We start from the raw sequence: 21,818 nt of genomic DNA, 5'->3' as shown, positions 1-21,818 counted from the left end.
GAAAGGGGAGAGCTTAGTAGCGTATGAAGAATAAGATTAAGGTTACTAAGATACTTTTATGCGTGTTGGTTGTAGCGCTGACATGCTTTGCTCAGATTATACTGGGCAGAGAAACTGGACTTCATAATAAGTCGGAGGATGTTCATCCTCCGCTTTTTGATACTCCGTCTTATGTAGAAGTTAATGAAGGAGATATTCTTAATCTGGAGCTTGTAGCCAAGGAAGATACTTATCTTGGCAGTATGAATGTTGTTCTTGTTAATACTGATCCTGCAGGAAAAGGAACCATAGAGTTCAGGTTAACTGATGCTTCTGGAAATGAGCTTTGGACAACAGTCATGGATGAATCTACTGTAGTTATCGGTGAATGGACTAATATAGGCAGCCCTGATTTTTACATGGAAAAGGGCAAAGACTATAGGCTATCTATTAATGCAAAAGGTTGCAGTCCTTATTTTATCAAAACTCAGATAGATGCTACCAATAAGGTGCTGCCATTTTATGAGAAGGTAGAAGGGGCTGATACAGGCATTTCCCTTGGAACTTCTATTATTTCTGATAAGGCTCTTACCTATGCGGATGTTTTCTATTATTCCAGAGTTACTACGGTGCTTGTAGGTATAGCTCTTATCTGTCTGATTCTTTTTGGCTATGGTAAGTGTGTTATGACGCTTCGTAGGCTACCAGAGCTTAAGGCTATTGAGTCTGTTGGAAGTGATATCTTTTTATGCGTGCTGTATATCACTCTTTGTCTTTCTATATGGATAAATGGATATCTTGAGGGAATCAATATTAGTGCTGATTCAGCAGGCTACCTTAGAGAAGCCGTCAATATGGTGGTTGGAAATGGATTCCACTACGATGGTCTTGCTGGTTATAACAACACCTGGTTTGCCAACTGGCCGATTCTGTATCCTGCTATGATAGCTTTGGTAATGAAGATTACAGGAATGGAAGTGTATGCAGCTTCCAAGATTTTGTCGATGATACTTGTAGGTGTGCTTATTTTGATACTCAGGTTCACTTACAAAAAGGATGCGTGGTTTTATGCGCTCTTTATGACCAATCTGGGGCTTATGTATCTGTATTGGTATTCCTGGAGCGAGCTCCCATTTATTATCTTTATGGTGTTATTTGCCCTTAGCCTTCACAGGGTGCTGGCAGATGGCGAGAATAAGGCTATTAGCCATGTATTTCTTGGTGCAAGTGCCTTTTTATGCTTCCTTACAAGATATTTTGGAATGTTCACCTATTTTGTAATAGGGCTCTATATGCTGATTCTTCTGATCGATAAGCTCTGGGGCAGCAAAAAAGGTGACTTTAAGAAGATTATTTATCTTGGAATTACAGCTTTTGTTTCAGGATGTATGTGTATTTTGTATCTTCTTAATAACAAGATTCAGAATGGAATGCCCTCCGGAGTATCAAGGTCAATGTGGTGGGATGATTATCAGTCATTAACTAATGACCTTGTGAAAGCTCTTTTGGCTGAAATATTCAATATCTTCCATACCGAGGTACCAGCTTATATTGCTGGCTTGCCCTACGGAAAGAGTGTGCTGATAGTATTTCTTGTGATAATTGTTGCTGTTGTTTTTATCCTTGGAAATGCCAAGAGATTATCAAGAGAGTCAGTACTTATTACAACCGGCGTTGTATATTACGGAATGTTCATTGTTATCCGTTATTTCTCTTCAATGGATACTTTCTACTACAGATTTTTTGCTCCGGCTACTTTCCTGTTAACTCTCGGTATTGCAGGTCTTTTGCATGGCAAGATGAGAGATGTGCGAGTGAGGAATGGGCTTTTACTAACTGTTATGTGCTTTATCTGCATCTTTGCATGGAGTGATCAGACAGAGCATATTCGTACCAATAAGCTTCCTTATTACGATATTGTTCAGATGAACTGGGATGAGGAATATGCAGAGATCCCTGATAGAAGCGTAGTGATCTTTAGTACACTGGATTACAGATCACAGTACTACAGGGCAGATGTTGTGGAAGGCACGATTAGTCCTGATGATACCATGGAGTCACTGCGAGAGAGATACCATGGCAGTAATCAGATGTGTATTCTTTCATCAGATGCTACAGCCATGGTAGAGGCTGGAATTTATGATGCCAGCATAAATGAAGCAATTACAAATAATGTTGTAGATGGCAGGAAATACTGCGTTATTTCGTTGAATTAGTTTTTGCTTTTATATCTTGAATCAGTATTATGAAATCCCCTTGGACAGGCAGAAACCAAGGGGATTTTTTGTAAAGATTAAAAATTACAAAATACTATAAAAATACGATTAATCGTATAGCTTGCAATCAAATTGTGGTGTAGAATTTTATTGTTATAAGTGTATTATTGTGCGTTTAAACGAATGACATTACTAGCGTGTCACGGGAAAAGGAGAGAAATAATGGCTTCTAACAATAATAAACAGGAGAAAATTCCATTTATCAAGACTGTAGCAGGTATGAGTGCTGTTTCATATGGTGCACTGCTAATTCTGTTTGCAGTTTCAATCTTTATCGTTGTGAATCAGATGAATCAGATGACAAGTACTTCTATCGCTACATCTACAGTTGTAGAAGGCGTTATGAACGATATGAGAGTATTTGAGGTAGACATGCGAATCCTGGATAATGACGGATTTGCGCTTGCTTCTGTGTATGACACTATTAAGGCAATGGGACAGGTTGAGCAGAAAATTCCTGAAATGGAGAAGTGTATCACAGAGATGGATAGTGCTGTAGAGGGAATTGTGTCCACCTTTAATACGGCTGGATATAGCAGTGCTACAGCTGTAGAGGCTGCTAAGACATTACAGGATAACTATACGCCATATAGAGAAGGCTACAAAAATGTAATTACTGCGGCTGGAACTGGCGATGTCAATTCAATCCTTATGGTTGTATATGGTGATGCTTCAACTCAGCTTGCAAACATGAAGGATCAGCTGGCAATACTTAATGAAGAAGTTGCTCTTGTTGAAGAAAAATCTCATCAGACTGTTGAGAACAGAACGCACGCAGCTATTGCAGTTATAAATGTTCTTATGGTTGTATATATCATTTTCATTGTTGCATTCCTTTTCTTTAACTACCAGATGGTTGGTAAAAAGGTTAATCAGATGGCTGACGAGATCAACGATATTATTTCAAATATCCAGAATCATAAGGGTGATCTTACAGTCAGAGTTCAGACCCATACAGCTTCTGAGCTTGTTTATATCAAAAATGGATTCAACCTTTTTATTGAGACTCTTCAGAAAATCCTTAGAGAAGTTAAAGATGGTACAGTTGTACTTACAGAGTCTTCTGAGGATATGACTAACCAGATTGTTCTGGCTAGAGACAATATTACTAATACTTCTGCAGCACTTGAGGAATTGTCAGCAAGTATGCAGAATGTATCTGATACAGCAAATGTAATGAATGATAAGCTTGATGATGTTAAGAATGCTACTGGTAACATCAACAATGGCGTTGAAGATGGTACAGCCAAGGCTGAGGAAATCAGAGCAGAGGCTATCGAGATTAAGAATGGTGCTCAGGTTAAGAAGGATAACACAGGCTCCAAGATGGAAGAACTCTCAGGAGTACTTGAGAAATCTGTTAAGGATAGTGAGAAGGTATCACAGATCAATGAGCTTACTAAGGTAATTCTTGATATCGCATCACAGACTAACCTCCTTGCTCTTAATGCTTCTATTGAGGCAGCAAGAGCGGGTGAAGCTGGTAAGGGCTTTGCAGTTGTTGCGCAGGAAATCAGTGCTCTTGCTGATAACTCCCGCCAGACAGCCGGTAATATCCAGAACATCAGTAATGAAGTTACTGAGGCAGTTAAGTCCCTTGCAGATAACGCTATGCAGGTGCTTGAATTCATCAATACAACAGTACTTGCTGATTATGATGCATTTGTTGATACTGGTGAGAAATATGAAGAGACAGCTAGACTTATCAATGAGATGCTTGATGGTATTTCAGAGCAGACCCAGAATCTGAATGAGATTATGGAACAGATGGCTGATTCAGTTACTTCAATCTCTTCTTCTGTTAATGAAGCATCAGATGCAATTAATACATCTGCTGGTCATTCACAGGATATTGTTGATGAGATTACAGGTATCAGTTCTGCTATGGATACTAATAATGACGTTACAAGTAAGCTCAATGACAGTACTAAGCAGTTCATTAATATCTGATATTACGATTGCAATTGTTTTCAGATAATAACGAATAAAGTTGAATAATTTACGAAAATATTACGGAATTGTTAATATATTATTGACAATTCCGTTTTTTCGTTAATAATTATATATGTCGCGACAAAATATATGGGAGGTGCTTATGATGCACAATTCAAAATGCATTAAAAGGGTATTAACAGTTGTTTTAGCATTATTTGTTTTTGTTATGGCGATACCGGCTAGTACGGTTTATGCAGCAGGTGGAACAGACAAGACTGCTGCGCAGGTTGTCTCAGATATGACAGTTGGTTGGAATATTGGTAACAGCCTGGATTCTTATGGACAGAGCTATAATTTCCCATACACCAGCTCAAATGAGACTTATTGGGGAAATCCTGCTACAACCAAGGCTCTTATTGATGAAGTTGCCAAGGCTGGTTTTAACACAGTTCGTATTCCTGTATCATGGGGACAGTATACTTCAGGTTCTGATTATAAGATTCCTGATTTCTTTATGAAGAGGGTAAAAGAAGTAGTTGATTACTGTATCGTTAATGATATGTATGTAATCCTCAATTCTCACCATGATATCAACTCAGATTACTGCTTCTATGTTCCTAACAATGCGAACAAGAGTCGTTCTGAGAAATATTTCAAGTCAATCTGGACACAGATAGCAAATGAGTTTAAGAACTATGATTATCACCTCGTATTTGAGACCATGAACGAGCCTAGACTTGTTGGTCACAGCGAAGAGTGGTGGTTCCCTAGAAATAACCCAAGTAATGACATCAGAGAAGCTGTTGCATGCATTAACGATTACAATCAGGTTGCGCTTGATGCTATCAGAGCAACTGGCGGAAACAACGCAACAAGATGCGTTATGGTTCCAGGTTATGATGCTTCAATCGAAGGCTGTATGACAGATGGATTTAAGCTTCCTAATGATTCAGCCAGCAACAGACTGATCCTTTCAGTTCATGCGTACATTCCTTATTATTTCGCTCTTGCAAGCGACACTTATGTTACAAGATTTGATGATAACCTCAAGTACGACATCGATTCATTCTTTAATGATCTTAATTCTAAGTTCATTTCAAGGAATGTTCCTGTAGTTGTAGGCGAGACAAGTGCTACTAACAGAAATAACACAGCAGAGCGTGTTAAGTGGGCTGATTACTATTGGGGAACAGCTTCCAAGTACAGCAACGTTGCTATGGTTCTTTGGGACAACAACATCTACCAGAACAATTCAGCTGGTTCAGATGGTGAGTGCCACAGATATATCGACAGAAATTCTCTTCAGTGGTCAGATCCTGAAATCATCAGTGCTATCATGAAGCATGTTGATGGAACTCCTGCTACAATCAATGGTCAGCAGATTCCTTCTACTGATCCAGTAGTTGATCCAGATCCAGTAGATCCTACTCCAGTAGATCCAGATCCAGTAGATCCTACTCCAGTGAATCCAGACCCGGTTGATCCTACTCCTGTAGATCCAGAGCCAACACCTGTAACAGGCGGACTTAAGGCTGAATACACAATCAATAACTGGTGTTCAGGCTATCAGGTTCTCATCAAGGTTAAGAATGAATCAAGCTCCAGAACAGATACATGGACAGTTAAGGTTAGCAAGAGTGAAGTTAAGATCGATTCCAGCTGGTGTGTAAACATCGCAGAGGAAGGTGGTTATTACGTAATCACTCCTATGTCATGGAACTCATCGCTTGAGCCAGGAGCATCTGTAGATTTCGGTATCCAGGGTTCAGGCTCTATTGGAACATCTGTTAACGTTACAGTTCAGTAAATAAGCGATTTTAAGGCTAAGGGCAGTCCGAATGGACTGCCCTATTTGACGTTAAAAAACATACCTAGCATGTAGTACAAATGGTATTTCGATAATCGGTAAAAATTTGGAAATATTTTTCATTGACTTTTATATTCCTTTTTAGATAAAATCAATAGCTGTGTGCTTATTGATGAGGGGTGTAAATATAGAAAAGGTGTGGATTTAGAGCGATGCAGAACCTTATATCGTCTTTTAAGAAATTTAATAATAAGCATAGAAAGCTTGTTCCGTTCATTATATATTTTGAGATATTTGCAATTTTAATTGCCAGCATATTTAAGGGCTTTCGCAAGAATTTCAAAATGGTAGCGGTGGTTGCACTGGTTGTGATTGCGATAGTATTTGCATTAGGTCATCTTCTGTACAATGACCGCATGGTCAATGCTTCTGAGAAGGAAGATATGGGAACGGAAATCGTAGAGACTATTTCTGTTGAAGAGATGATTGCTGCTAAGGAAGAAACCATTAAGCTGGTGGAAGCTGCTGTTAGTGCTACCAGCGAAGCGAGCGAGAATGCAGTAGCTACTGAGTCTTCTGATGAAGCTTCTATTGATGAAAGTGTGACAGAAGAAACTGTAGAAGTAAGTACAGAAGCGACTACAGAAGTAAGTACAGGGGCTGCAGTTCTTCCTAATGAAGATCTTGCTAAGTTTATGGCAGAGTATCCTGATACAGTAGCATGGCTCTCATTTGAAGATGACCGCCTTAGCTATCCTATTATGCAGGCTGGAGATAATTCCAAGTATGCCATCAAGGACTACGAAGGTAATGATTCTGAAACTGGATCTCTTTTCCTGGATTATAGGGCAACTTCTGATTTTAGCGATGCTAATTCAATTATTTATGGACACAACATGCGTAACCGTACTATGTTCGGTGCGCTTAGAACATATAAAGAGGATCTTGGCTTTCTTGAAAATCACAAGTACTTCCAAATCATCACTCCTGAAGGCACAAGACGCTATATGCTCTTTGCTTTCATGGATGTTCCCAAGAACTCATATATCTATGATGTTTGCGGAGCAAATCCTGAGAATATGAGAGAGTTCCTTGATACTATCGAGTACAAGACCTACATAGATACAGGCATAGAGCCAACTGTAGATGACAAGATTATAACTCTTTCTACATGTACTAAATCGGACACCTTATTCTTCGTAATGTTTGCTGTAGAAGTTGAATAACTAAAAGATATACAGACCATAATTGCGTAAATTAAAACGTGATTATGGTCTTTTTGTATAGTAGAGTAGTTTGCAATAATAGAATATAATAATATAGTAACTAATTTCTTTTGAGGTGTTTGGAGAACTGATATGACGATGATCCCTATTGAAATGCAGATTAAGCCATTTATTCTTTTGATTATATTGGTATGTCTGATTTCGCTTAATATAATATATTTTAAGACCAATGAGAGCATTGGTAATAAGAGAGAAGTAAGAGCATTCAAGGGTATGCTGATATCATATATGGTATATGCTCTGGTGGACTTCAGACTCCTTATTGGCGATGGGTTCTACACCGCTTTTCCAGAGCTGTTTGTTAAGCTTGTTATATCTGCCGGGTTCGTGTCTATGACCTTCTCGTGTTATTTCTGGTTTATGCATGTATCTGCTAATCTACAGAAGCCATCTAGCGATAGGGCAATACTTATATGGAAAATTCTGATACATATACCTCTTGCTATTGTGCTCATATTATTCCTTACACCACTTCATGTATATGCTTATGAGCTTACAGGTGGAACAGCAGTTTTTAAGCCTATGATTGGAGTAGTACTGCTTCTTGACTATGCATATCTTATCTATGCGACGGCTATTTCCATACATAACAAGAGAAGAGCCAGAACCAAGATGGAAAAGAAAAAGTATAGAAGCCAGATTATCTTTATCCTGGCATTTACTGTAAGTGGTATTCTAATCGGGTTCCTTCTTAATCTTCCAGCAATAGAGCTGTGCGTTATCCCTGTTGTTCTCAAGCTATTTGCAGAGCTTCAGGATTCACAGATTTATACAGACGCTTTGACCAAGCTCTATAACCGCAGGCGTATGACTGATTTCATGGCTGAAGAGATCAGCAAATGCAGTGAAGAGAATCCTTTTGCCATTATGATGATAGATATGGACTTTTTTAAGAATATCAATGATATTCTTGGTCACGATGAAGGGGATAAAGTACTTATTTCTTTTGCCAATTCTATCAGAGAATCCATTGATTCCAGAAATGCCATAGGCGGCAGATGGGGCGGCGATGAGTTCATAGTCGCAGGAAAAGGAAAAGACGTATTTGATGGTTTTAGGGAGCGTATGCTGTCAGCCCTTGAAAATGATAAGGATTTGGAATACATTCCTTCTTTTAGCATGGGCATATACAGCTGCACTTCTTCAGACATAAACTACGAGCAGGCAATTGAAAAGGCTGACGCTGCCCTCTATGAGGACAAGGAAGTTCGTCACGCTGATTCAGGCACCTTCGTAAACATGCTTAAGGAAATAAAGAAAAATCGCTAAATGGACCATGGGGACGGGGTTAGTGGTTTTATTTGGTTTAGTCAGCACCAGTATCAGTACTACTGCTATGATTGTAAGAGGACAATATGGATTGATGAAGAACATCATAACTGAATTACAACAAGAGGAATAATAATAGGGATTAAAGAAGGACGGACATCTGAAATGCCCGTCCTTACGTAATTTTGAATGATTAGTATATGATTTATTCAGTAACCAGCTCGCCTTCAACACGGAAGAATGCCATCTCTTCATCAAGCTCTTTTGCAATATCATTAAGGCCGCTTGCCTTATCGGACAGAATATCCATTGTTTCAGAAAGATTCTGCATAGAAGCACGTGTCTCTTCTGAACTCGCTGCGTTCTCCTGAGAGATAGCTGAAAGGCTGGTAATAGTCTCTGAAATGCTTGTACTTGCCGCATTTGTTCTATCAACGTTTTTAACAATCTCTTTAGTAAGAGAGATAGATTTGTTGATATCTTCGATGAGCATGTCAACCTGCTCGATAGTTCTGTGAATCGTGCTACGCTGGTTGCTCATTGCTTCCTGAACACTTCCTGCTTCTTCCATAGTCTTGTTGGAGTCAGAAGCAAGACCCTTCATAGCTTCCTGAATATTCTTGGCAGCGTCTGCAGACTGATCAGCAAGCTGTCGGATCTCATCAGCAACTACCGCAAAGCCTTTACCAGCTTCGCCGGCTCTTGCTGCCTCAATACTTGCGTTAAGAGAAAGGAGGTTTGTCTGAGCAGCGATAGCATCGATAATGGCAACTGCTTCACTGATTGTTGTAACAGCAGTGTTAGTATTCTTAATAAGTTCAACAATGCCATCAATTGCAGCAATACTATCTCTTGTTGAGGTTCGAAGCTCATTCAGCTTATCCTGGCTGGCCTGTGAGTTCTCCTGCATTGTATCAGCGATAGTCTGCATCTCATCTGTATTTTCGATGATGTAATGAACTGCGTCATTGATGTCATTAACGTTTTCAACTGCTTCCTGAAGAGATTCGGCCTGGCTGGAAGCACCACTTGCAACCTGAGCAACAGCAGTAGTAACATTTTCGGCTGTCTCTGAGATTGTTTTAACGGTTTCATTCAGATAGCCAGCGGAGTTATCAACCTCATTAGAAGAAACTCTTGCATTTCCGATAACGCTGCGGATTTTCTCTGCCATATCAAAAAGAGCTGAAGACATTTCGCCAAGTTCGTCTGCACGATCCTTAACCTTTGCGCTAAGTTCGATATCAAGATCACCTGTAGCCATCTTACGAACTGCTTTAACGTTTTCATCAAGGGCGCCAACAATGCTAAGGACATATCTGATTGTTGTAATAGTGAAGGCGATAATGAGAATACCTGCAAGGATAATCATAGTCTGTACACGGTTAGTGATGTAGGTGCTGATGTTGATCTTTTTAAGACCAACGAATGCCATGCCATATACAGCGCCTGTATCATCAGTGAGAGGCTCATAAGCAACATAGTACTTTTCACCGTTGATAACGACGTTTTTAGCCTGATAGCTCTGTTTGTTTTTTAGAACAGCAGCGATAACAGCATCGCCTGCCTTTGTACCTATAACACCTTCAATACTGGAACGTTCTCTGGTATCACCAACGAAATATGTATAGTCATAACCGGTTGAATTATGCATATCAATTTCGAGTTTATCTGTAGAACCATCGTCTATGTCGTGTGTATACTGAAGTACCATAGCATAGGTCTGGCAAGTAGCTTTAACACCCTGCTCAACTTCGTCTTCCATACCACGGCGCAGATTAACTACTGCAAGAGTTGTAATAAGACCACCAATGAGAATCAGAGATATCATTACAAGGCCGGTCAGGAAAATTTTGAGGGACATTTTTCTACTTTTTTCTTCCATATTACTGTTCATTTCGAACCTCCTTTTAAGGTTGGAAAAGTGTGCGGCTCAATTACAATCATACCATTAAAACGAACATAATATATTGTTAAAACGATAGTATTTTTGAAAAATAAATTAAATTTATATAAAGAAAATATGGCATTTCAGAGCGCTTTGAATATGATGTAGTTTGGGCTTTTGAGGCACTAGATATAGAGAGAAAACAAAGGTGGTCCTAGGGGACGGGGTTAGTGGTCCATTTTTGCATGTTCTTTGTGGGCGAGGAACAGAGGAAGTAGCGTAATAAGTACGATCACAACTCCTGCAATGAAAAGTGTATTGGTAGGAAGATACTCTGTGAAGCCGTATTCATCCACAAATTCGCCACTTCTTTTGATAATCGGATTGGAGATGAGAGGGGCGATGATCATTGGAATCAGAACGTAAAAGATAATGCGGATTCCCTCAAACTGACCTCTGGCATCTTCAGGATAAAGTCGCTTGGACCATACTGTGATAGTCTGAAGGAACAGTATGTAGCCGATTCCAACAAAGAGAACACCGGCGAGAAGATGAGGATTCCATATAGTAGCTGGGTTAACGTTAGTAGGAGATACCAATAGGCTGATGATCAGAAGGCCTATGGAGTTGACTACAAGGGCAACAAGTATGATAAGGGAAGACTTATCTGCCTGAATCAGTTTAATTGCAGGGATTGTAGTAAACATGGCAATGAGAAGGCCGATGCCTTCAATAAGTCCCATGGTGTCAGCTGTAAATCCAAGATAATAGATCATGAAATTTCCCAGGTGAGAGAAATATACATTAAAAGAGATGAAGTAAACTGCGAGCATCAGATTTACGAATACGAGCTCGCGGTGCTTCAGGTACTCTTTTACATTGAATATTGAAAAGAACTGCTCGGAGAAGGAGCCTTTTATGGATGGCTTCAGTTCTTTTGAATCCTTCATGCACAGTAAAGATACGAGGCCAAGAACTATAACGCTTCCACCGATAACTGTGAAAAGACGCATGTAGTTGTCGTCAGCGCCCACAAGGAGACCACCAAGGATAGTGCCCACAATGGTGCCGATTACCGGCTGAACTGCGATGGCAGCGCCGAGAGCTCCGGCATTTTGAGGATTCATGTGGTCGTTTATCCAGGCATTGAAGCCTATATCATTTCCCATAGATCCAAAGAAACTCATAATGGCATCAGCAGCAATGACAGCGAAGGCTACTCCTATGATTGCACTTTGATCGCTGTTGGACGTCCTCATAAATTCTGTACATCCAAAAAGAATCGTGAAGATTCCCCATAGAATATAACCAATAGAAACAAGACTCTTTCGATTGCCTTTTCTATCTGATATACATCCGAAAAGAAATGTCGAGATAGTAGTCGCTGTGGCAGAAATCGCCAGCATCCATGAAATGATTGTAGGATCTTTGGCTATCTTGGCATAGACAAAGGTATTAAACCACTGATTTTCCATGTTCCAGCACAACTGTCCTGCTAGTCCCAGAAGCCATATCAGCGACCAGAAAGTGACTTTGTTCTTGGTAGAATCTGTATTCATATGAAATCCCCCACACATACTATTTTTCGTATATATCTATGATACTACAGAAATGGTCCTAGGGGACGGGGTTAGTGGTCCAAAAAGAGGTTGTTCATTTGGAATGTAGCATCTAAACTATAGTAGAGTGCTTGGGGAAACGGCCATAAGGGAAAAACATATAATCGGGGCTGTAGTTTGGAGGAACTTTCGTATGAATTTTGACTCCTTTATTGGGGATATAAATGGAAACAATTGGGACGTCTATGGTGTGGAAGTGTATGAGGACGGCGTTTTGACGCATAGCTACGGGGATACGACAGAGAATCTTCACGATATATATTCAGCGACCAAGGCGATAATCTCAATAGCCGTGGGAATTGCCACTGATGAAAAGAAATTTGATATCAGTAAGTCAGTACTGCACTATCTACCACAGAATAAGCTCTTGCAGATTTCTGATAAGCAGAAAAGAACATTTGAAAAGATTACTATTCAAAGGCTCCTGACAATGTCTGTCGCTGATTTTCCATTTAGACCAGAGGGTAGCAGTTATATTGATTTTGCCCTTCAGACAGAAATTGCTGATCCTGATGAAAGAGTTTTTAATTACAACAATATAAGCGCATATCTGGTGGGTGTTGCCCTTACTGAATTTCTTGGCATGGACCTTGGCGCATTCATAGAAGAGAGGATATTCAGACCACTCGGAATCACACGCTTCGAGTATAATAGGTGCCCGGAGGGCTATTTCTATGGAGCTTCCGGAACTAAACTTACAGTGAATGAACTGAGCAGGCTCGGACTTATGCTGTACAACAAGGGTATTTTTGACGGTAAAAGAATTCTTTCAGAAGCGTATATAAATGAAGCAACTTCTATTCAGCAGATGAACCGTGAAGGCGGCTATGGCTTTTTTATCTGGAAATATCGTGATGGATTTAGCATCAACGGCAAATGGGGACAGAAGTGCTATGTGCTTCCTGAACGCAAGCTTATGATTTCTTATCTGGCCCATATGGAAGAAGGCTCCCAAATACTGAAACGAAGCATGGAGAGCAATATACTGGAAATATGAAGTATGGACCAGGGGGACGGGGTTAGTGGTCCATTTTAGGTTGAGGAGACACAGCAGTTATGATTTATATAGGATGTCATTTGACAGTTACAAACGGATACGAGGCAATGGGCCATCAGATGGTGGATTTTGGAGGTAATACCTTTGCGTGGTTTACCAGAAATCCAAGAGGTGGCAAGTCCAAAGATATAGTGCCTGCGGATGTTAAGGCTCTTTTGAGTGTTCTGGAAAAAGAGAAATTTGGCAAGCTGGTAGCGCACGCAAGTTACACTATGAACCTATGCTCCGCGAACCCTGAAACAAGGGCCAACGGCCTTGATATGTTGGTAAAAGATATAGAGAAGATGGAAGCATTACCTGGCCAATACTACAATTTTCATCCAGGCTCACATACAGGGCAGGGAGCAGAAGTTGGAGTCGAGCAGATAGCAGAAGGGCTTAATAAAGCTCTTTTCCCGGAGATGAAGACTACGGTTCTGCTGGAGACTATGGCTGGCAAGGGCTCTGAAGTTGGTAAGAGTTTTGAAGAGCTTCGGGCAATCATCAATCTTGTAGATTGTAAGGACAAGCTTGGAGTTTGCTTTGACACCTGTCATACATGGGATGCGGGCTACGACATAGTTAATGATCTAGACGGCGTGCTGGATGAATTTGACAAGATCATTGGCCTTAACCGCCTCAAAGCAGTTCATTTCAACGACAGCAAGAATGAGCGAGGCTCTCACAAAGACCGCCACGAGAAGCTCGGACAGGGCATGATCGACATGGATGCTATGAAACGTATCGCCATGCATCCAGCTTTCGAGGGACTTCCATTTATCCTGGAAACGCCTAATGACGACGAAGGCTACATTCAGGAAATAGCAACCGTTAAGAACTGGTTTGGACCTGGGAGACGGGGTTAGTGGTCCATTTTGCATAGTCTTTTCACAGTGGTCGCTGAAACATCCATGAGTCGTGCAACCTGATTAATGGTCAAACCTTTTTCGCGAAGTCCTCGAATATAGTCATTACGCTTTGTCTTTTTGAGATTGATAACGTCGGAAGTCGACGACAGATTTGTATACGATCTGAAGATTGATAAAGCTTTTTCATCAGTAAGAAAGTGAGCTGTTTCACGATGATCATTTACGAATAATTCATCATCAGCGACTTCGTTTTCATGTGAAAAATAGCGAATCAGAGACTCTTTAGACCCACATATGCTATATGCAAAAGATACATTGACTACAGAATCCTTGGCGCCATAGTACGCGTTATAACTGCTCCAACGATATTCGGAGGGGAAACGGATGACGTTAGCCTTAACTGGATTGTTATGTATGTAGGCTAGCACAGATAAGAAAGATCTGTCATTTTCTATAGCAACGCTGTGAAAACGTTCCTGGAAAAGATGCCCACTACGAGAATATTTGTTATTGTACCATCTGACAAACTTGCTCCCCAGACTCTGGAAAAGACTAGACAGATTATCCTGGGAAGATTGAATCAAAAGGTGTATGTGGTTGTCCATTAGGCAATAAGCATATATCTGGCTATCATATTTCTTAACGCAGTCTGATAAAATAAGTAGGAATTTAGTGTAATCGGAATCTTCTTCAAAGAGGATATGCTGATTAACAGAACGAAGTATGATGTGATATATGCCAGTTGAACTCATAATTCTGGGTTTTCTTGGCATAACTACTCCTATAAAAGATCATTTAGATTAAAAAAATAACTTTTTGAATTATATACGTACAGAAAAGGAATTGCAATATGATAATGAAAAATGGTCCACTAACCCCGTCCCCTAGGACCATTGTCGGACAATTCGAGATTTTACGCTTTTTTAATAATTTGCGTGGCAATAAATGGTGTAACATTTATTTAGATAAATTTTGAGGGAGGATGAAAAAATTGTTTATTGTTGCGCTAATTGAAATTGTTGTTGATTTACTGATCTTAAGATGGGTTCTCAAAAAGAAGGCGGGGGAGCCTTTTTCCAAAAAGAAAGTAGCAAAGTACTTTTTCTTCGGCGTGTTGGCGCTTGTGGTTGCGCTTATCGTTTCAATGATTTCCCCTATTGAAAGAGATATGTTTTTTGGATTTAACCCTATTATAGCTGGATTCCTGACAGCATTTCTTACAGCAGCACTGTTTGAGGAATGCTTTAAGTATCTCTTTTTCCGACTTGCACTTATAAAGGATACTGAAGTAAAGAGCTGGAGGGATGTGATCATTGTTGCCGTTATCGTTGGCGTAGGTTTCACCTTGATCGAGAACATTGAGTTTGCTATAAGCGGCAGCGGAAATCTCTTGAGAGCTTTTTTGCCAGGACATATTCTGTATCAGTTCTTTATGGGATATTTCTATGGAAAGGCCAGGGTAACAGGGGAAAAGAAATATGACGTGCTTTCTCTTGTAGTTCCAATCCTGGCGCATGCTGTTTTCGATATGCCGATCATAGCTCTTATTGTTGCGACAGGGGACATGAATTTAGATAACCTTACATCAGCTGATGTTGAAGCAATCATGCAGCTTCCATATTTTGGTTACTTTATCCCGCTTCTGGTATTTACTATAGCTGTTATGGTTGCTATGCTTGTGGGACTCATTGCTTTTGCTAAGACAATGAACTCCTGGAGCAAGAAGGGCGAAAAGCAGGAACTACTGAAAAAGGTAGAAGATAAAACCACTGCAAATGCAGTATAACGTTCTGCAAAATGGACCTAGGGGACGGGGTTAGTGGTCCAAAAATATATTAAGTGAATTATAAGAAGCTCTCGAAGTATAAAAACTCGAGAGCTTTTTTGCTGAAGAAATTGTGAAGCCGCGTGTTTACTGGTAAAATAGTGATTATTGTAAGGGGAGATATGAAAAAATCTATTGGGAAGGATAATTTATGACTTACAGATTAGGCACAATGCAGGATTTGGATGGAATCTGCAATTTGGTTAAGAACGCCATTGTCGAGATGGAAAAGAATGACATTTACCAGTGGGATGAGGTGTATCCTGCCAGGTATGATTTTGAAGAGGATATAAAGAAAAACAGTCTATTTGTGGCGTATGAAGAAGATGAACTTGCCGTGTTCTATGTAATAAGTGATGAGAGCGATGAAGCGTACAACAATGCTAAATGGTGCTATGGTGATTCTTATTATGTGTTGCATAGATTCTGCGTTTCGCCCAATATGCAGAACAAGGGCATTGGGAAAAGAGTTCTTTTGCATATAGAAGAACAGATCAAGGATATGGGCTACAAAGCGGTAAGACTGGATACATTTACCGAGAATCCTTTTGCCCAGAGACTGTACCGCCATAATGGATACGAAGCCAGGGGATACGCAGACTGGCGCAAAGGAAGATTTGACCTGATGGAGAAGGCACTATGAGTAATATGAAAAATGGACCACTAACCCCGTCCCCTAGGACCATTGAGCTATGGGACGCCTATGACGCTAAACTAAACAAGATTGGTGATGTGACACTGGTTCGCGGTGAAGATGTACCTGATGGGTATTTTCATTTAGTGAGCGAAATTATAGTTAAGCACACCGACGGAAGCTATCTGATAATGCAGAGAGACAGGAGAAAGCACCTGGGCGGAATGTGGGAAGCTACAGCAGGAGGCTCTGCTTTACAGGGAGAAAATCCACTTACATGTGCTCAGAGAGAGCTTCGTGAAGAGACGGGAATAGAAGCTAGTGAGCTTATTGAAATTGGACGAGTGTTACACCACAGTCATAAGACATATTACGTTGATTACCTATGCGTCACAGACGTGGATAAGAATAGCATTGTTTTACAAGAAGGTGAAACAATGGATTATAAGTGGGTTACTGCAGATGAACTTCGCAAGATGTCCAGAGATGAGATGGCAACGATGCGAAGCCTTAACTTCATAGAGGAGCTTACTTGATATGTTGAGACTTGAAAGAGTAAATGGGAAAAATGTCTGGGAACTGCTGAAGTTAAATGTTTCAGATGAGCAAAAGAGCTTTGTGGCAGCTAATGATACTAGCATTATTGAGGCATACACAGCTATTACAGGTAATGGCTATGCATTTCCTTTTGGTATTTACGATGGAGAAATACCAGTTGGCTTTCTCATGATTGGATTTGATATCGATGATTATTGGGAAGATGCACCAGAAATAGCTAAGGGGAATTATAATCTGTGGCGCCTCATGATAGATAAAAAGTATCAGGGTAAAGGATACGGAAAAGAAGCAGTGAAGCTTGCCCTGGATTACATTCGCACCAAGCCATGTGGCGAAGCTGAATTTTGCTGGCTTTCATACGAACCTGAAAACAAAGTAGCTGCTGACCTGTATCGTTCTTTTGGCTTTGAGGAAACAGGAGAGATGGACGGTGAAGAACTTATAGCAGTTTTGAAATTGTGATAAAGAAAAAGTAACATGGGGAGGACATGATGGCGGATTTTTCTATAAATGAGATGCAGGAAATGCAGAGGCTTCTGCAGGATAAGTATAAAGATAAATGGGAACCTATTGGGCCAGAGACCGGGAAGAATAAGCTGCTGTGGATGGTTGGCGAGATAGGTGAAGTGGTGGATATCGTCAAGAAAAATGGTGGCACGAAAGCGTCAGAAGATCCTCAGTTGAGAGAACACCTCGTTGAAGAAATGGCTGATGTTCTCATGTATTACAATGATGTTATGCTCTGCTACGGAATTACAGCCGATGAGCTGAAAAAATCCTATGAGCAGAAATTTGAGAAGAACATGAAGCGTTGGTAATTTCATGTTTGATTCATGATAAGCGGATGAGGATAGAGGATGAATAACTGTAGTTGGTGTAATCTTACGGACGAAGACAGGAAATATCTACTGTATGAGAATCAGTATTGGTCAGTATACCTTGCAGATGAGCAGGATTATGTTGGACGATGTATCGTTGTTTCAAGGAGGCACTGTGCATCTTTAGCAGAACTGGATAGCACAGAATGGGAAAGTCTCAGAACAGTTATTCAGATGGTTGAAGGCTGTCTAAAAGAAGTCTTAGGCGCGGATGTTTGTAACTGGAGCTGCCTGATGAATGATTTTTATAAAACGTCAGAGCCTGATCCACATCTTCATATGCACTGCAGACCGCGATTCGGGAAGCCAGTGATTATCAATGGTAATGAATATACTGATGAAGAATTTGGCCATCATTATGCACCTCGTAAGAAGACGCAGCTACAGGATGCAGATAGAGAGAGTCTATTTGCGATATTAAAACAGAGGTTTGGAACATGAAAAGAAAATCCGTTGATCCTAAATTTTCCATGTGTGTTCAGCCATCGTTTATTATTGGAACTAACAATGAGGATGGTTCACATAATTTTGCGCCTATAACATGGGTTAGTGCTACCTGTGAACAGGGCGATGAATATCTGCTTGTTGTGAGCATGTTTGGAACGAAGAAAACCAAGCAGAATGTTATACGAACTGGCGTATTTAGCGCGAATCTCGTAAACACACAGATGCTGCCACTTATGGATTACTTCGGCACCAAGCATGCCAAGGATGGAGATAAGAATGGTATCACGTATAGTGTAAGTCGTGGAGCTGTTTTGGATGTTCCAACCCTTGATGAAAGTCCATGGGTATATGAATGTGAGGTGGCAAGATCAGTAGAAACAGGAGATTCAACGACCTTTTTCTGCCATATTCGAAATGTTCAGATGGACGAGAAGCTCTCACCAAAGGATACCTTCGATATCGATCTGACAGTATTGAATCCAGTTATATACTCAGGAAAATATCATAGCCTTGGCAAACTACTTGGAGAGATTGGTGATTTTTCAAAATGAACCACTAACCCCGTCCCCTAGGACCATTAGGAGAAAAACAAATGAGAAAAGAATTTACGGCAGCATTTAGCGGATTTCCAGATCATCATTTTTCGGAAGAAATAGCAGATAGGCTACGAAAAGAGCTGACTGACAGGAAGAGTATTGTTTTTATCACAGCCTGTCCACTTGATTATGCGCAGAATGACGATGATTGCGATGGCATGCATGAAATGTTTGTTGAGCAGGGGCTGGCGTTTGAGAAGCACTGCGTGATAGATAATCGAACAGAACCATCTGTGGCCAAAGAGCTGGTGGAGAAGGCAGGCTGTATATTCCTTATGGGCGGCGGAGCATGCGAGGATCAACTTAATCTGATTCGGGAAAAGAACTGCTATGAGGCGATTCTTAATTCTCATGCTGCTATATTCGGTGTCAGTGCAGGTTCAATGAATATGGCAAAAGATACCGTGGATTTCTTTGATTCCTTTGAACCCTTTGATGGACTGGGATTTACTGACTTTACAGTTAGTTGCCATCATGACCCTGAAGATAAGTGGCGCTTGGAACAGACACTTCGAATGTCTGAAGACCGCGTGGTGTATGCTATGGAGGATATGAGCGCATTCTTTATAAAGGATGGGAAAGTAGACATTGTCGGAAATATCTACCGCGTAGAGAATAGAGAACTTCGATTACTTACAGAGAAAGTGGACCACTAACCCCGTCCCCTAGGACCAAAAATTATGTTAAAAGATAAAGATATACGAGAACCGCTTTTTGACTTCCTGGAAGATACATATGGGAAGGTTCGAATAATTGAAGAAAAGACTATGGGCCGTTCAAGGGCAGATATTGTGATGGTAACAGAAAAGAGCCTTTTTGGCATTGAGATTAAAAGTGATGCTGACACCTATGCAAGGCTTTCGTATCAGGTCAAAGATTACGACAGATTTTTTGACAGCAACATAGTCGTTGTGGGCTCAAGTCATGGAATGCATATAAATGAGCATGTTCCGGCGCATTGGGGCATTATTACTGTAGAAGAGGCGGATGGAGCACTGGATTTTTATATGCTAAAGAAACCTTCTCGGAATCCCAGTGTTATGCTGGAAAACAAGCTCAAGATATTATGGAGACCTGAGCTCTTTCAGATTCAGCAGAAATATGGAATGGCCAAGTATAAGGAAAAGAGCAAGGACTTTGTAATAGGCAAAATCTGCGATCTTGTTCCTGATACCATTCCTGAGAATGAGCTTTCTGAGACTATCAGCAATATTCTCTTTGAACGTGATTACAATCAAGTGGAGGAGACTCTTACTGAATACAGGAAGAGTGAGTTTCAGAAGAAGATAGAGAAAGAGACTGATTCCAAGAAAAAGCTTGAGCTTATGATGGAGCAGACTGAAAAGAGTAAAAACTTTGCCAAAAGAAATCGTAAACGGCGAAGACGTAGATAGATATGGAAATTGGAGGAGAATGTATGAATGACAGACTGAGGGCAGGAGGCCCGGATTACAATCGTTGTCTTGTAAATCTGTCAAATTCCATTTTAAAGAATTTTGGGGCTGAAACTACTGCAAATACGCTTGATATAGCAGATAAATATCTTGATAAAGGCTACAAGAACGTGATAGTTCTTTTGCTGGATGCCATGGGAGATTCTATTGTTAAGAAGCATCTCAAGGAGGATGGCTTTTTCCGCTCGCACCTAGTAGATACATATTCTTCTGTTTATCCGCCTACAACGGTTGCTGCTACAACATCGCTCCTTAGCGGCCTTTATCCCAACGAGCATGGATGGCTTGGATGGGATGTGTATTATCCTCAGATAGATAAGAATGTTACAGTGTTTAGAAATTTTGAGCAGATTACTGAGGAGACTGTGGAGTCAGAACCTGTTCAGGCGGCTGATTACAACGTTGCTAATAAATACACTCCATACAAACAGATTCAGGCCAAGATCAGTGAAGCAGGCAGCAGGGGTAGTACTTCAATGCCTTATATGGAGCCTTACCCTAAGACTTTTGATGATGTTCTGGCTAGGGCAAAGAACCTGTGTGAGGATCCTGGAAGACAGTTCGTTTATATTTATTGGGATGAGCCAGATTCAACTCTGCATAGAACCGGAACTACGAGCGAGGAGTCGCATGCTGTGCTGGTTGATATTGAGGAGAAGGTAAAAGAATGGGCAGCAGGGCTTTCAGATACGCTTCTTTTCGTCACTGCTGATCATAGCCATATTGATAGTAAGAACCTGTGTCTTATGGATTATCCAGAGGTGCTTGATTGCCTTGTTCGCATGCCTTCGCTGGAGCCTCGCACTATGAGTTTTTTTGTAAAAGAGGAATATCAGAAGGCGTTTCCTGAGATATTTAGAAGGAATTTTGGGGATGACTTCATTCTTTTGACGAGAGAAGAAGTCCTGGAAGAGAAGCTGTTCGGGCCAGGAGAGGACAGACCTGGGCTTTCGGATAGTATTGGCGACTATGTGGCTCTGGCAACATCTGATACTTCAATCTACATTACACATAAGGGCGCTCAGACAATGCCTGGTGCCCACGCAGGCCTGACCGCAGAGGAGTCAAGAATTCCGCTGATTGTTGTGGAGAGTTGAGAATGTTGTTAGATGGTGGAAGCTGACGAAGAAGCTGACGGAGGTGGCAACTTGGCATCGGAAATCAAGAGAAAATGAATTTCCGTTGTCTCGAGTGAACCGGATATGGTTGGCTAGGCATCGAAAATTAAGTAAAAGTGAGTTTTCGGTGTCTTGAGTGGGCTGTATTAGGTCGACCAAGCATCGGAAATTGAGAAAAAAGAAATCCCGATGCCTAGAGTAGATGAAATCTTACTGGCTTGGCAACGAAAACTAGAGAAAGTGAAAATCCGATGCCGGAAAGGATTGAAATTCGAACGAAGCAGCATCGAAAATCAAGAAAAACAAAAATCCCGATGCGGTAGATGGAAGCAAATAGGATTATA

At 40.7% G+C, this 21,818-nt stretch carries 20 protein-coding genes; 17 read left to right on the top strand and 3 right to left on the bottom strand.

The window, feature by feature from the left end; all coding sequences use genetic code 11:
• Nucleotides 1-23: 23 nt before the first annotated feature.
• From IJI01_RS09190 to IJI01_RS09170, 5 genes are all read left to right on the top strand, one after another.
• A complete protein-coding gene (locus IJI01_RS09190) occupies nucleotides 24-2,195 on the top strand; it encodes a hypothetical protein (RefSeq protein ID WP_292189135.1) in 2,172 nt (723 codons plus the stop codon).
• Between the two features lie 222 nt (nucleotides 2,196-2,417).
• On the top strand, nucleotides 2,418-4,205 hold the full coding sequence (locus tag IJI01_RS09185) for a methyl-accepting chemotaxis protein (RefSeq protein WP_292189132.1): 1,788 nt from the start codon (nucleotides 2,418-2,420) through the stop codon (nucleotides 4,203-4,205).
• A 145-nt stretch (nucleotides 4,206-4,350) separates the two neighbouring features.
• A complete protein-coding gene (locus tag IJI01_RS09180; protein WP_292189129.1) occupies nucleotides 4,351-5,997 on the top strand; it encodes a cellulase family glycosylhydrolase in 1,647 nt (548 codons plus the stop codon).
• A gap of 344 nt (nucleotides 5,998-6,341) precedes the next feature.
• The gene (locus IJI01_RS09175; protein ID WP_292189126.1) at nucleotides 6,342-7,223 is read left to right on the top strand and encodes a sortase domain-containing protein; all 882 of its coding nucleotides are present in this window, start codon (nucleotides 6,342-6,344) and stop codon (nucleotides 7,221-7,223) included.
• A 132-nt stretch (nucleotides 7,224-7,355) separates the two neighbouring features.
• Nucleotides 7,356-8,552 carry a GGDEF domain-containing protein gene (locus IJI01_RS09170; protein ID WP_292189123.1) on the top strand — a complete coding sequence of 399 codons (1,197 nt, stop codon included), beginning with the start codon at nucleotides 7,356-7,358 and terminating at the stop codon, nucleotides 8,550-8,552.
• Between the two features lie 205 nt (nucleotides 8,553-8,757).
• Here the strand turns inward: IJI01_RS09170 and IJI01_RS09165 are convergent, their stop codons facing one another.
• Both IJI01_RS09165 and IJI01_RS09160 read right to left on the bottom strand, forming a co-directional pair.
• Nucleotides 8,758-10,449: a methyl-accepting chemotaxis protein gene (locus IJI01_RS09165; RefSeq protein WP_292189120.1), complete on the bottom strand. Its 1,692-nt coding sequence runs from the start codon at nucleotides 10,447-10,449 to the stop codon at nucleotides 8,758-8,760.
• A gap of 218 nt (nucleotides 10,450-10,667) precedes the next feature.
• Nucleotides 10,668-11,999: an MFS transporter gene (locus IJI01_RS09160; protein WP_292189118.1), complete on the bottom strand. Its 1,332-nt coding sequence runs from the start codon at nucleotides 11,997-11,999 to the stop codon at nucleotides 10,668-10,670.
• A 193-nt stretch (nucleotides 12,000-12,192) separates the two neighbouring features.
• Here IJI01_RS09160 and IJI01_RS09155 point away from each other — a divergent pair, with 193 nt between their 5' ends.
• Both IJI01_RS09155 and IJI01_RS09150 read left to right on the top strand, forming a co-directional pair.
• The gene (locus IJI01_RS09155; RefSeq protein ID WP_292189114.1) at nucleotides 12,193-13,056 is read left to right on the top strand and encodes a serine hydrolase domain-containing protein; all 864 of its coding nucleotides are present in this window, start codon (nucleotides 12,193-12,195) and stop codon (nucleotides 13,054-13,056) included.
• Nucleotides 13,057-13,115: 59 nt separating this feature from the next.
• Nucleotides 13,116-13,961, top strand: a complete 846-nt coding sequence (locus tag IJI01_RS09150; protein WP_292189111.1) for a deoxyribonuclease IV — start codon at nucleotides 13,116-13,118, stop codon at nucleotides 13,959-13,961.
• On the opposite strand, the gene IJI01_RS09145 is transcribed toward IJI01_RS09150, so the two are convergent.
• Nucleotides 13,958-14,737, bottom strand: coding sequence for an REP-associated tyrosine transposase (locus tag IJI01_RS09145; RefSeq protein ID WP_292189108.1), 780 nt, complete (start codon nucleotides 14,735-14,737; stop codon nucleotides 13,958-13,960). The two genes, IJI01_RS09150 and IJI01_RS09145, sit on opposite strands and share 4 nt — an antisense overlap.
• Nucleotides 14,738-14,946: 209 nt before the next feature.
• Between IJI01_RS09145 and IJI01_RS09140 the strand changes: the two genes are divergently transcribed.
• The 10 genes from IJI01_RS09140 to IJI01_RS09095 all read left to right on the top strand — a co-directional run bounded on the left by IJI01_RS09140 (nucleotide 14,947) and on the right by IJI01_RS09095 (nucleotide 21,453).
• On the top strand, nucleotides 14,947-15,750 hold the full coding sequence (locus tag IJI01_RS09140) for a PrsW family glutamic-type intramembrane protease (protein ID WP_292189104.1): 804 nt from the start codon (nucleotides 14,947-14,949) through the stop codon (nucleotides 15,748-15,750).
• 190 nt (nucleotides 15,751-15,940) lie between these two features.
• Nucleotides 15,941-16,432, top strand: coding sequence for a GNAT family N-acetyltransferase (locus IJI01_RS09135; protein WP_292189100.1), 492 nt, complete (start codon nucleotides 15,941-15,943; stop codon nucleotides 16,430-16,432).
• Nucleotides 16,429-16,959, top strand: a complete 531-nt coding sequence (locus IJI01_RS09130; protein WP_292189099.1) for an NUDIX hydrolase — start codon at nucleotides 16,429-16,431, stop codon at nucleotides 16,957-16,959. Before IJI01_RS09135 ends, IJI01_RS09130 begins: the two co-directional genes overlap by 4 nt.
• A gap of 1 nt (nucleotide 16,960) precedes the next feature.
• The gene (locus IJI01_RS09125; protein WP_292189098.1) at nucleotides 16,961-17,443 is read left to right on the top strand and encodes a GNAT family N-acetyltransferase; all 483 of its coding nucleotides are present in this window, start codon (nucleotides 16,961-16,963) and stop codon (nucleotides 17,441-17,443) included.
• Nucleotides 17,444-17,472: 29 nt separating this feature from the next.
• Entirely contained in the window at nucleotides 17,473-17,799 is a 327-nt protein-coding gene (locus IJI01_RS09120; RefSeq protein ID WP_292189095.1) for a MazG nucleotide pyrophosphohydrolase domain-containing protein, read from the top strand.
• Nucleotides 17,800-17,838: 39 nt separating this feature from the next.
• Nucleotides 17,839-18,300, top strand: a complete 462-nt coding sequence (locus tag IJI01_RS09115) for an HIT family protein (RefSeq protein WP_292189092.1) — start codon at nucleotides 17,839-17,841, stop codon at nucleotides 18,298-18,300.
• The gene (locus IJI01_RS09110; RefSeq protein WP_292189089.1) at nucleotides 18,297-18,857 is read left to right on the top strand and encodes a flavin reductase family protein; all 561 of its coding nucleotides are present in this window, start codon (nucleotides 18,297-18,299) and stop codon (nucleotides 18,855-18,857) included. Before IJI01_RS09115 ends, IJI01_RS09110 begins: the two co-directional genes overlap by 4 nt.
• Before the next feature lie 41 nt (nucleotides 18,858-18,898).
• Nucleotides 18,899-19,558 carry a Type 1 glutamine amidotransferase-like domain-containing protein gene (locus tag IJI01_RS09105; RefSeq protein ID WP_292189087.1) on the top strand — a complete coding sequence of 220 codons (660 nt, stop codon included), beginning with the start codon at nucleotides 18,899-18,901 and terminating at the stop codon, nucleotides 19,556-19,558.
• A 24-nt stretch (nucleotides 19,559-19,582) separates the two neighbouring features.
• Complete coding sequence (locus IJI01_RS09100; RefSeq protein ID WP_292189082.1) at nucleotides 19,583-20,296, top strand: sce7726 family protein; 714 nt, start codon at nucleotides 19,583-19,585, stop codon at nucleotides 20,294-20,296.
• 23 nt (nucleotides 20,297-20,319) lie between these two features.
• Nucleotides 20,320-21,453 carry an alkaline phosphatase family protein gene (locus tag IJI01_RS09095; RefSeq protein ID WP_292189069.1) on the top strand — a complete coding sequence of 378 codons (1,134 nt, stop codon included), beginning with the start codon at nucleotides 20,320-20,322 and terminating at the stop codon, nucleotides 21,451-21,453.
• The last annotated feature ends 365 nt before the right edge of the window (nucleotides 21,454-21,818 follow it).

The organism is Butyrivibrio sp. (assembly GCF_017433805.1).
Classification (GTDB): domain Bacteria; phylum Bacillota; class Clostridia; order Lachnospirales; family Lachnospiraceae; genus Butyrivibrio.
This window is presented reverse-complemented; position numbering and strand designations above follow the sequence as displayed.

Coding starts and splice junctions, on each gene's coding strand:
- IJI01_RS09160 (WP_292189118.1), bottom strand. CDS start 11,999: ATGAATACAGATTCTACCAAGAACAAAGTCACTTTCTGGTCGCTGATA.
- IJI01_RS09125 (WP_292189098.1), top strand. CDS start 16,961: ATGTTGAGACTTGAAAGAGTAAATGGGAAAAATGTCTGGGAACTGCTG.
- IJI01_RS09100 (WP_292189082.1), top strand. CDS start 19,583: ATGTTAAAAGATAAAGATATACGAGAACCGCTTTTTGACTTCCTGGAA.
- IJI01_RS09150 (WP_292189111.1), top strand. CDS start 13,116: ATGATTTATATAGGATGTCATTTGACAGTTACAAACGGATACGAGGCA.
- IJI01_RS09110 (WP_292189089.1), top strand. CDS start 18,297: ATGAAAAGAAAATCCGTTGATCCTAAATTTTCCATGTGTGTTCAGCCA.
- IJI01_RS09115 (WP_292189092.1), top strand. CDS start 17,839: ATGAATAACTGTAGTTGGTGTAATCTTACGGACGAAGACAGGAAATAT.
- IJI01_RS09180 (WP_292189129.1), top strand. CDS start 4,351: ATGATGCACAATTCAAAATGCATTAAAAGGGTATTAACAGTTGTTTTA.
- IJI01_RS09130 (WP_292189099.1), top strand. CDS start 16,429: ATGAGTAATATGAAAAATGGACCACTAACCCCGTCCCCTAGGACCATT.
- IJI01_RS09140 (WP_292189104.1), top strand. CDS start 14,947: ATGAAAAAATTGTTTATTGTTGCGCTAATTGAAATTGTTGTTGATTTA.
- IJI01_RS09185 (WP_292189132.1), top strand. CDS start 2,418: ATGGCTTCTAACAATAATAAACAGGAGAAAATTCCATTTATCAAGACT.
- IJI01_RS09190 (WP_292189135.1), top strand. CDS start 24: ATGAAGAATAAGATTAAGGTTACTAAGATACTTTTATGCGTGTTGGTT.
- IJI01_RS09105 (WP_292189087.1), top strand. CDS start 18,899: ATGAGAAAAGAATTTACGGCAGCATTTAGCGGATTTCCAGATCATCAT.
- IJI01_RS09120 (WP_292189095.1), top strand. CDS start 17,473: ATGGCGGATTTTTCTATAAATGAGATGCAGGAAATGCAGAGGCTTCTG.
- IJI01_RS09170 (WP_292189123.1), top strand. CDS start 7,356: ATGACGATGATCCCTATTGAAATGCAGATTAAGCCATTTATTCTTTTG.
- IJI01_RS09095 (WP_292189069.1), top strand. CDS start 20,320: ATGAATGACAGACTGAGGGCAGGAGGCCCGGATTACAATCGTTGTCTT.
- IJI01_RS09155 (WP_292189114.1), top strand. CDS start 12,193: ATGAATTTTGACTCCTTTATTGGGGATATAAATGGAAACAATTGGGAC.
- IJI01_RS09135 (WP_292189100.1), top strand. CDS start 15,941: ATGACTTACAGATTAGGCACAATGCAGGATTTGGATGGAATCTGCAAT.
- IJI01_RS09145 (WP_292189108.1), bottom strand. CDS start 14,737: ATGCCAAGAAAACCCAGAATTATGAGTTCAACTGGCATATATCACATC.
- IJI01_RS09165 (WP_292189120.1), bottom strand. CDS start 10,449: ATGAACAGTAATATGGAAGAAAAAAGTAGAAAAATGTCCCTCAAAATT.
- IJI01_RS09175 (WP_292189126.1), top strand. CDS start 6,342: ATGGTAGCGGTGGTTGCACTGGTTGTGATTGCGATAGTATTTGCATTA.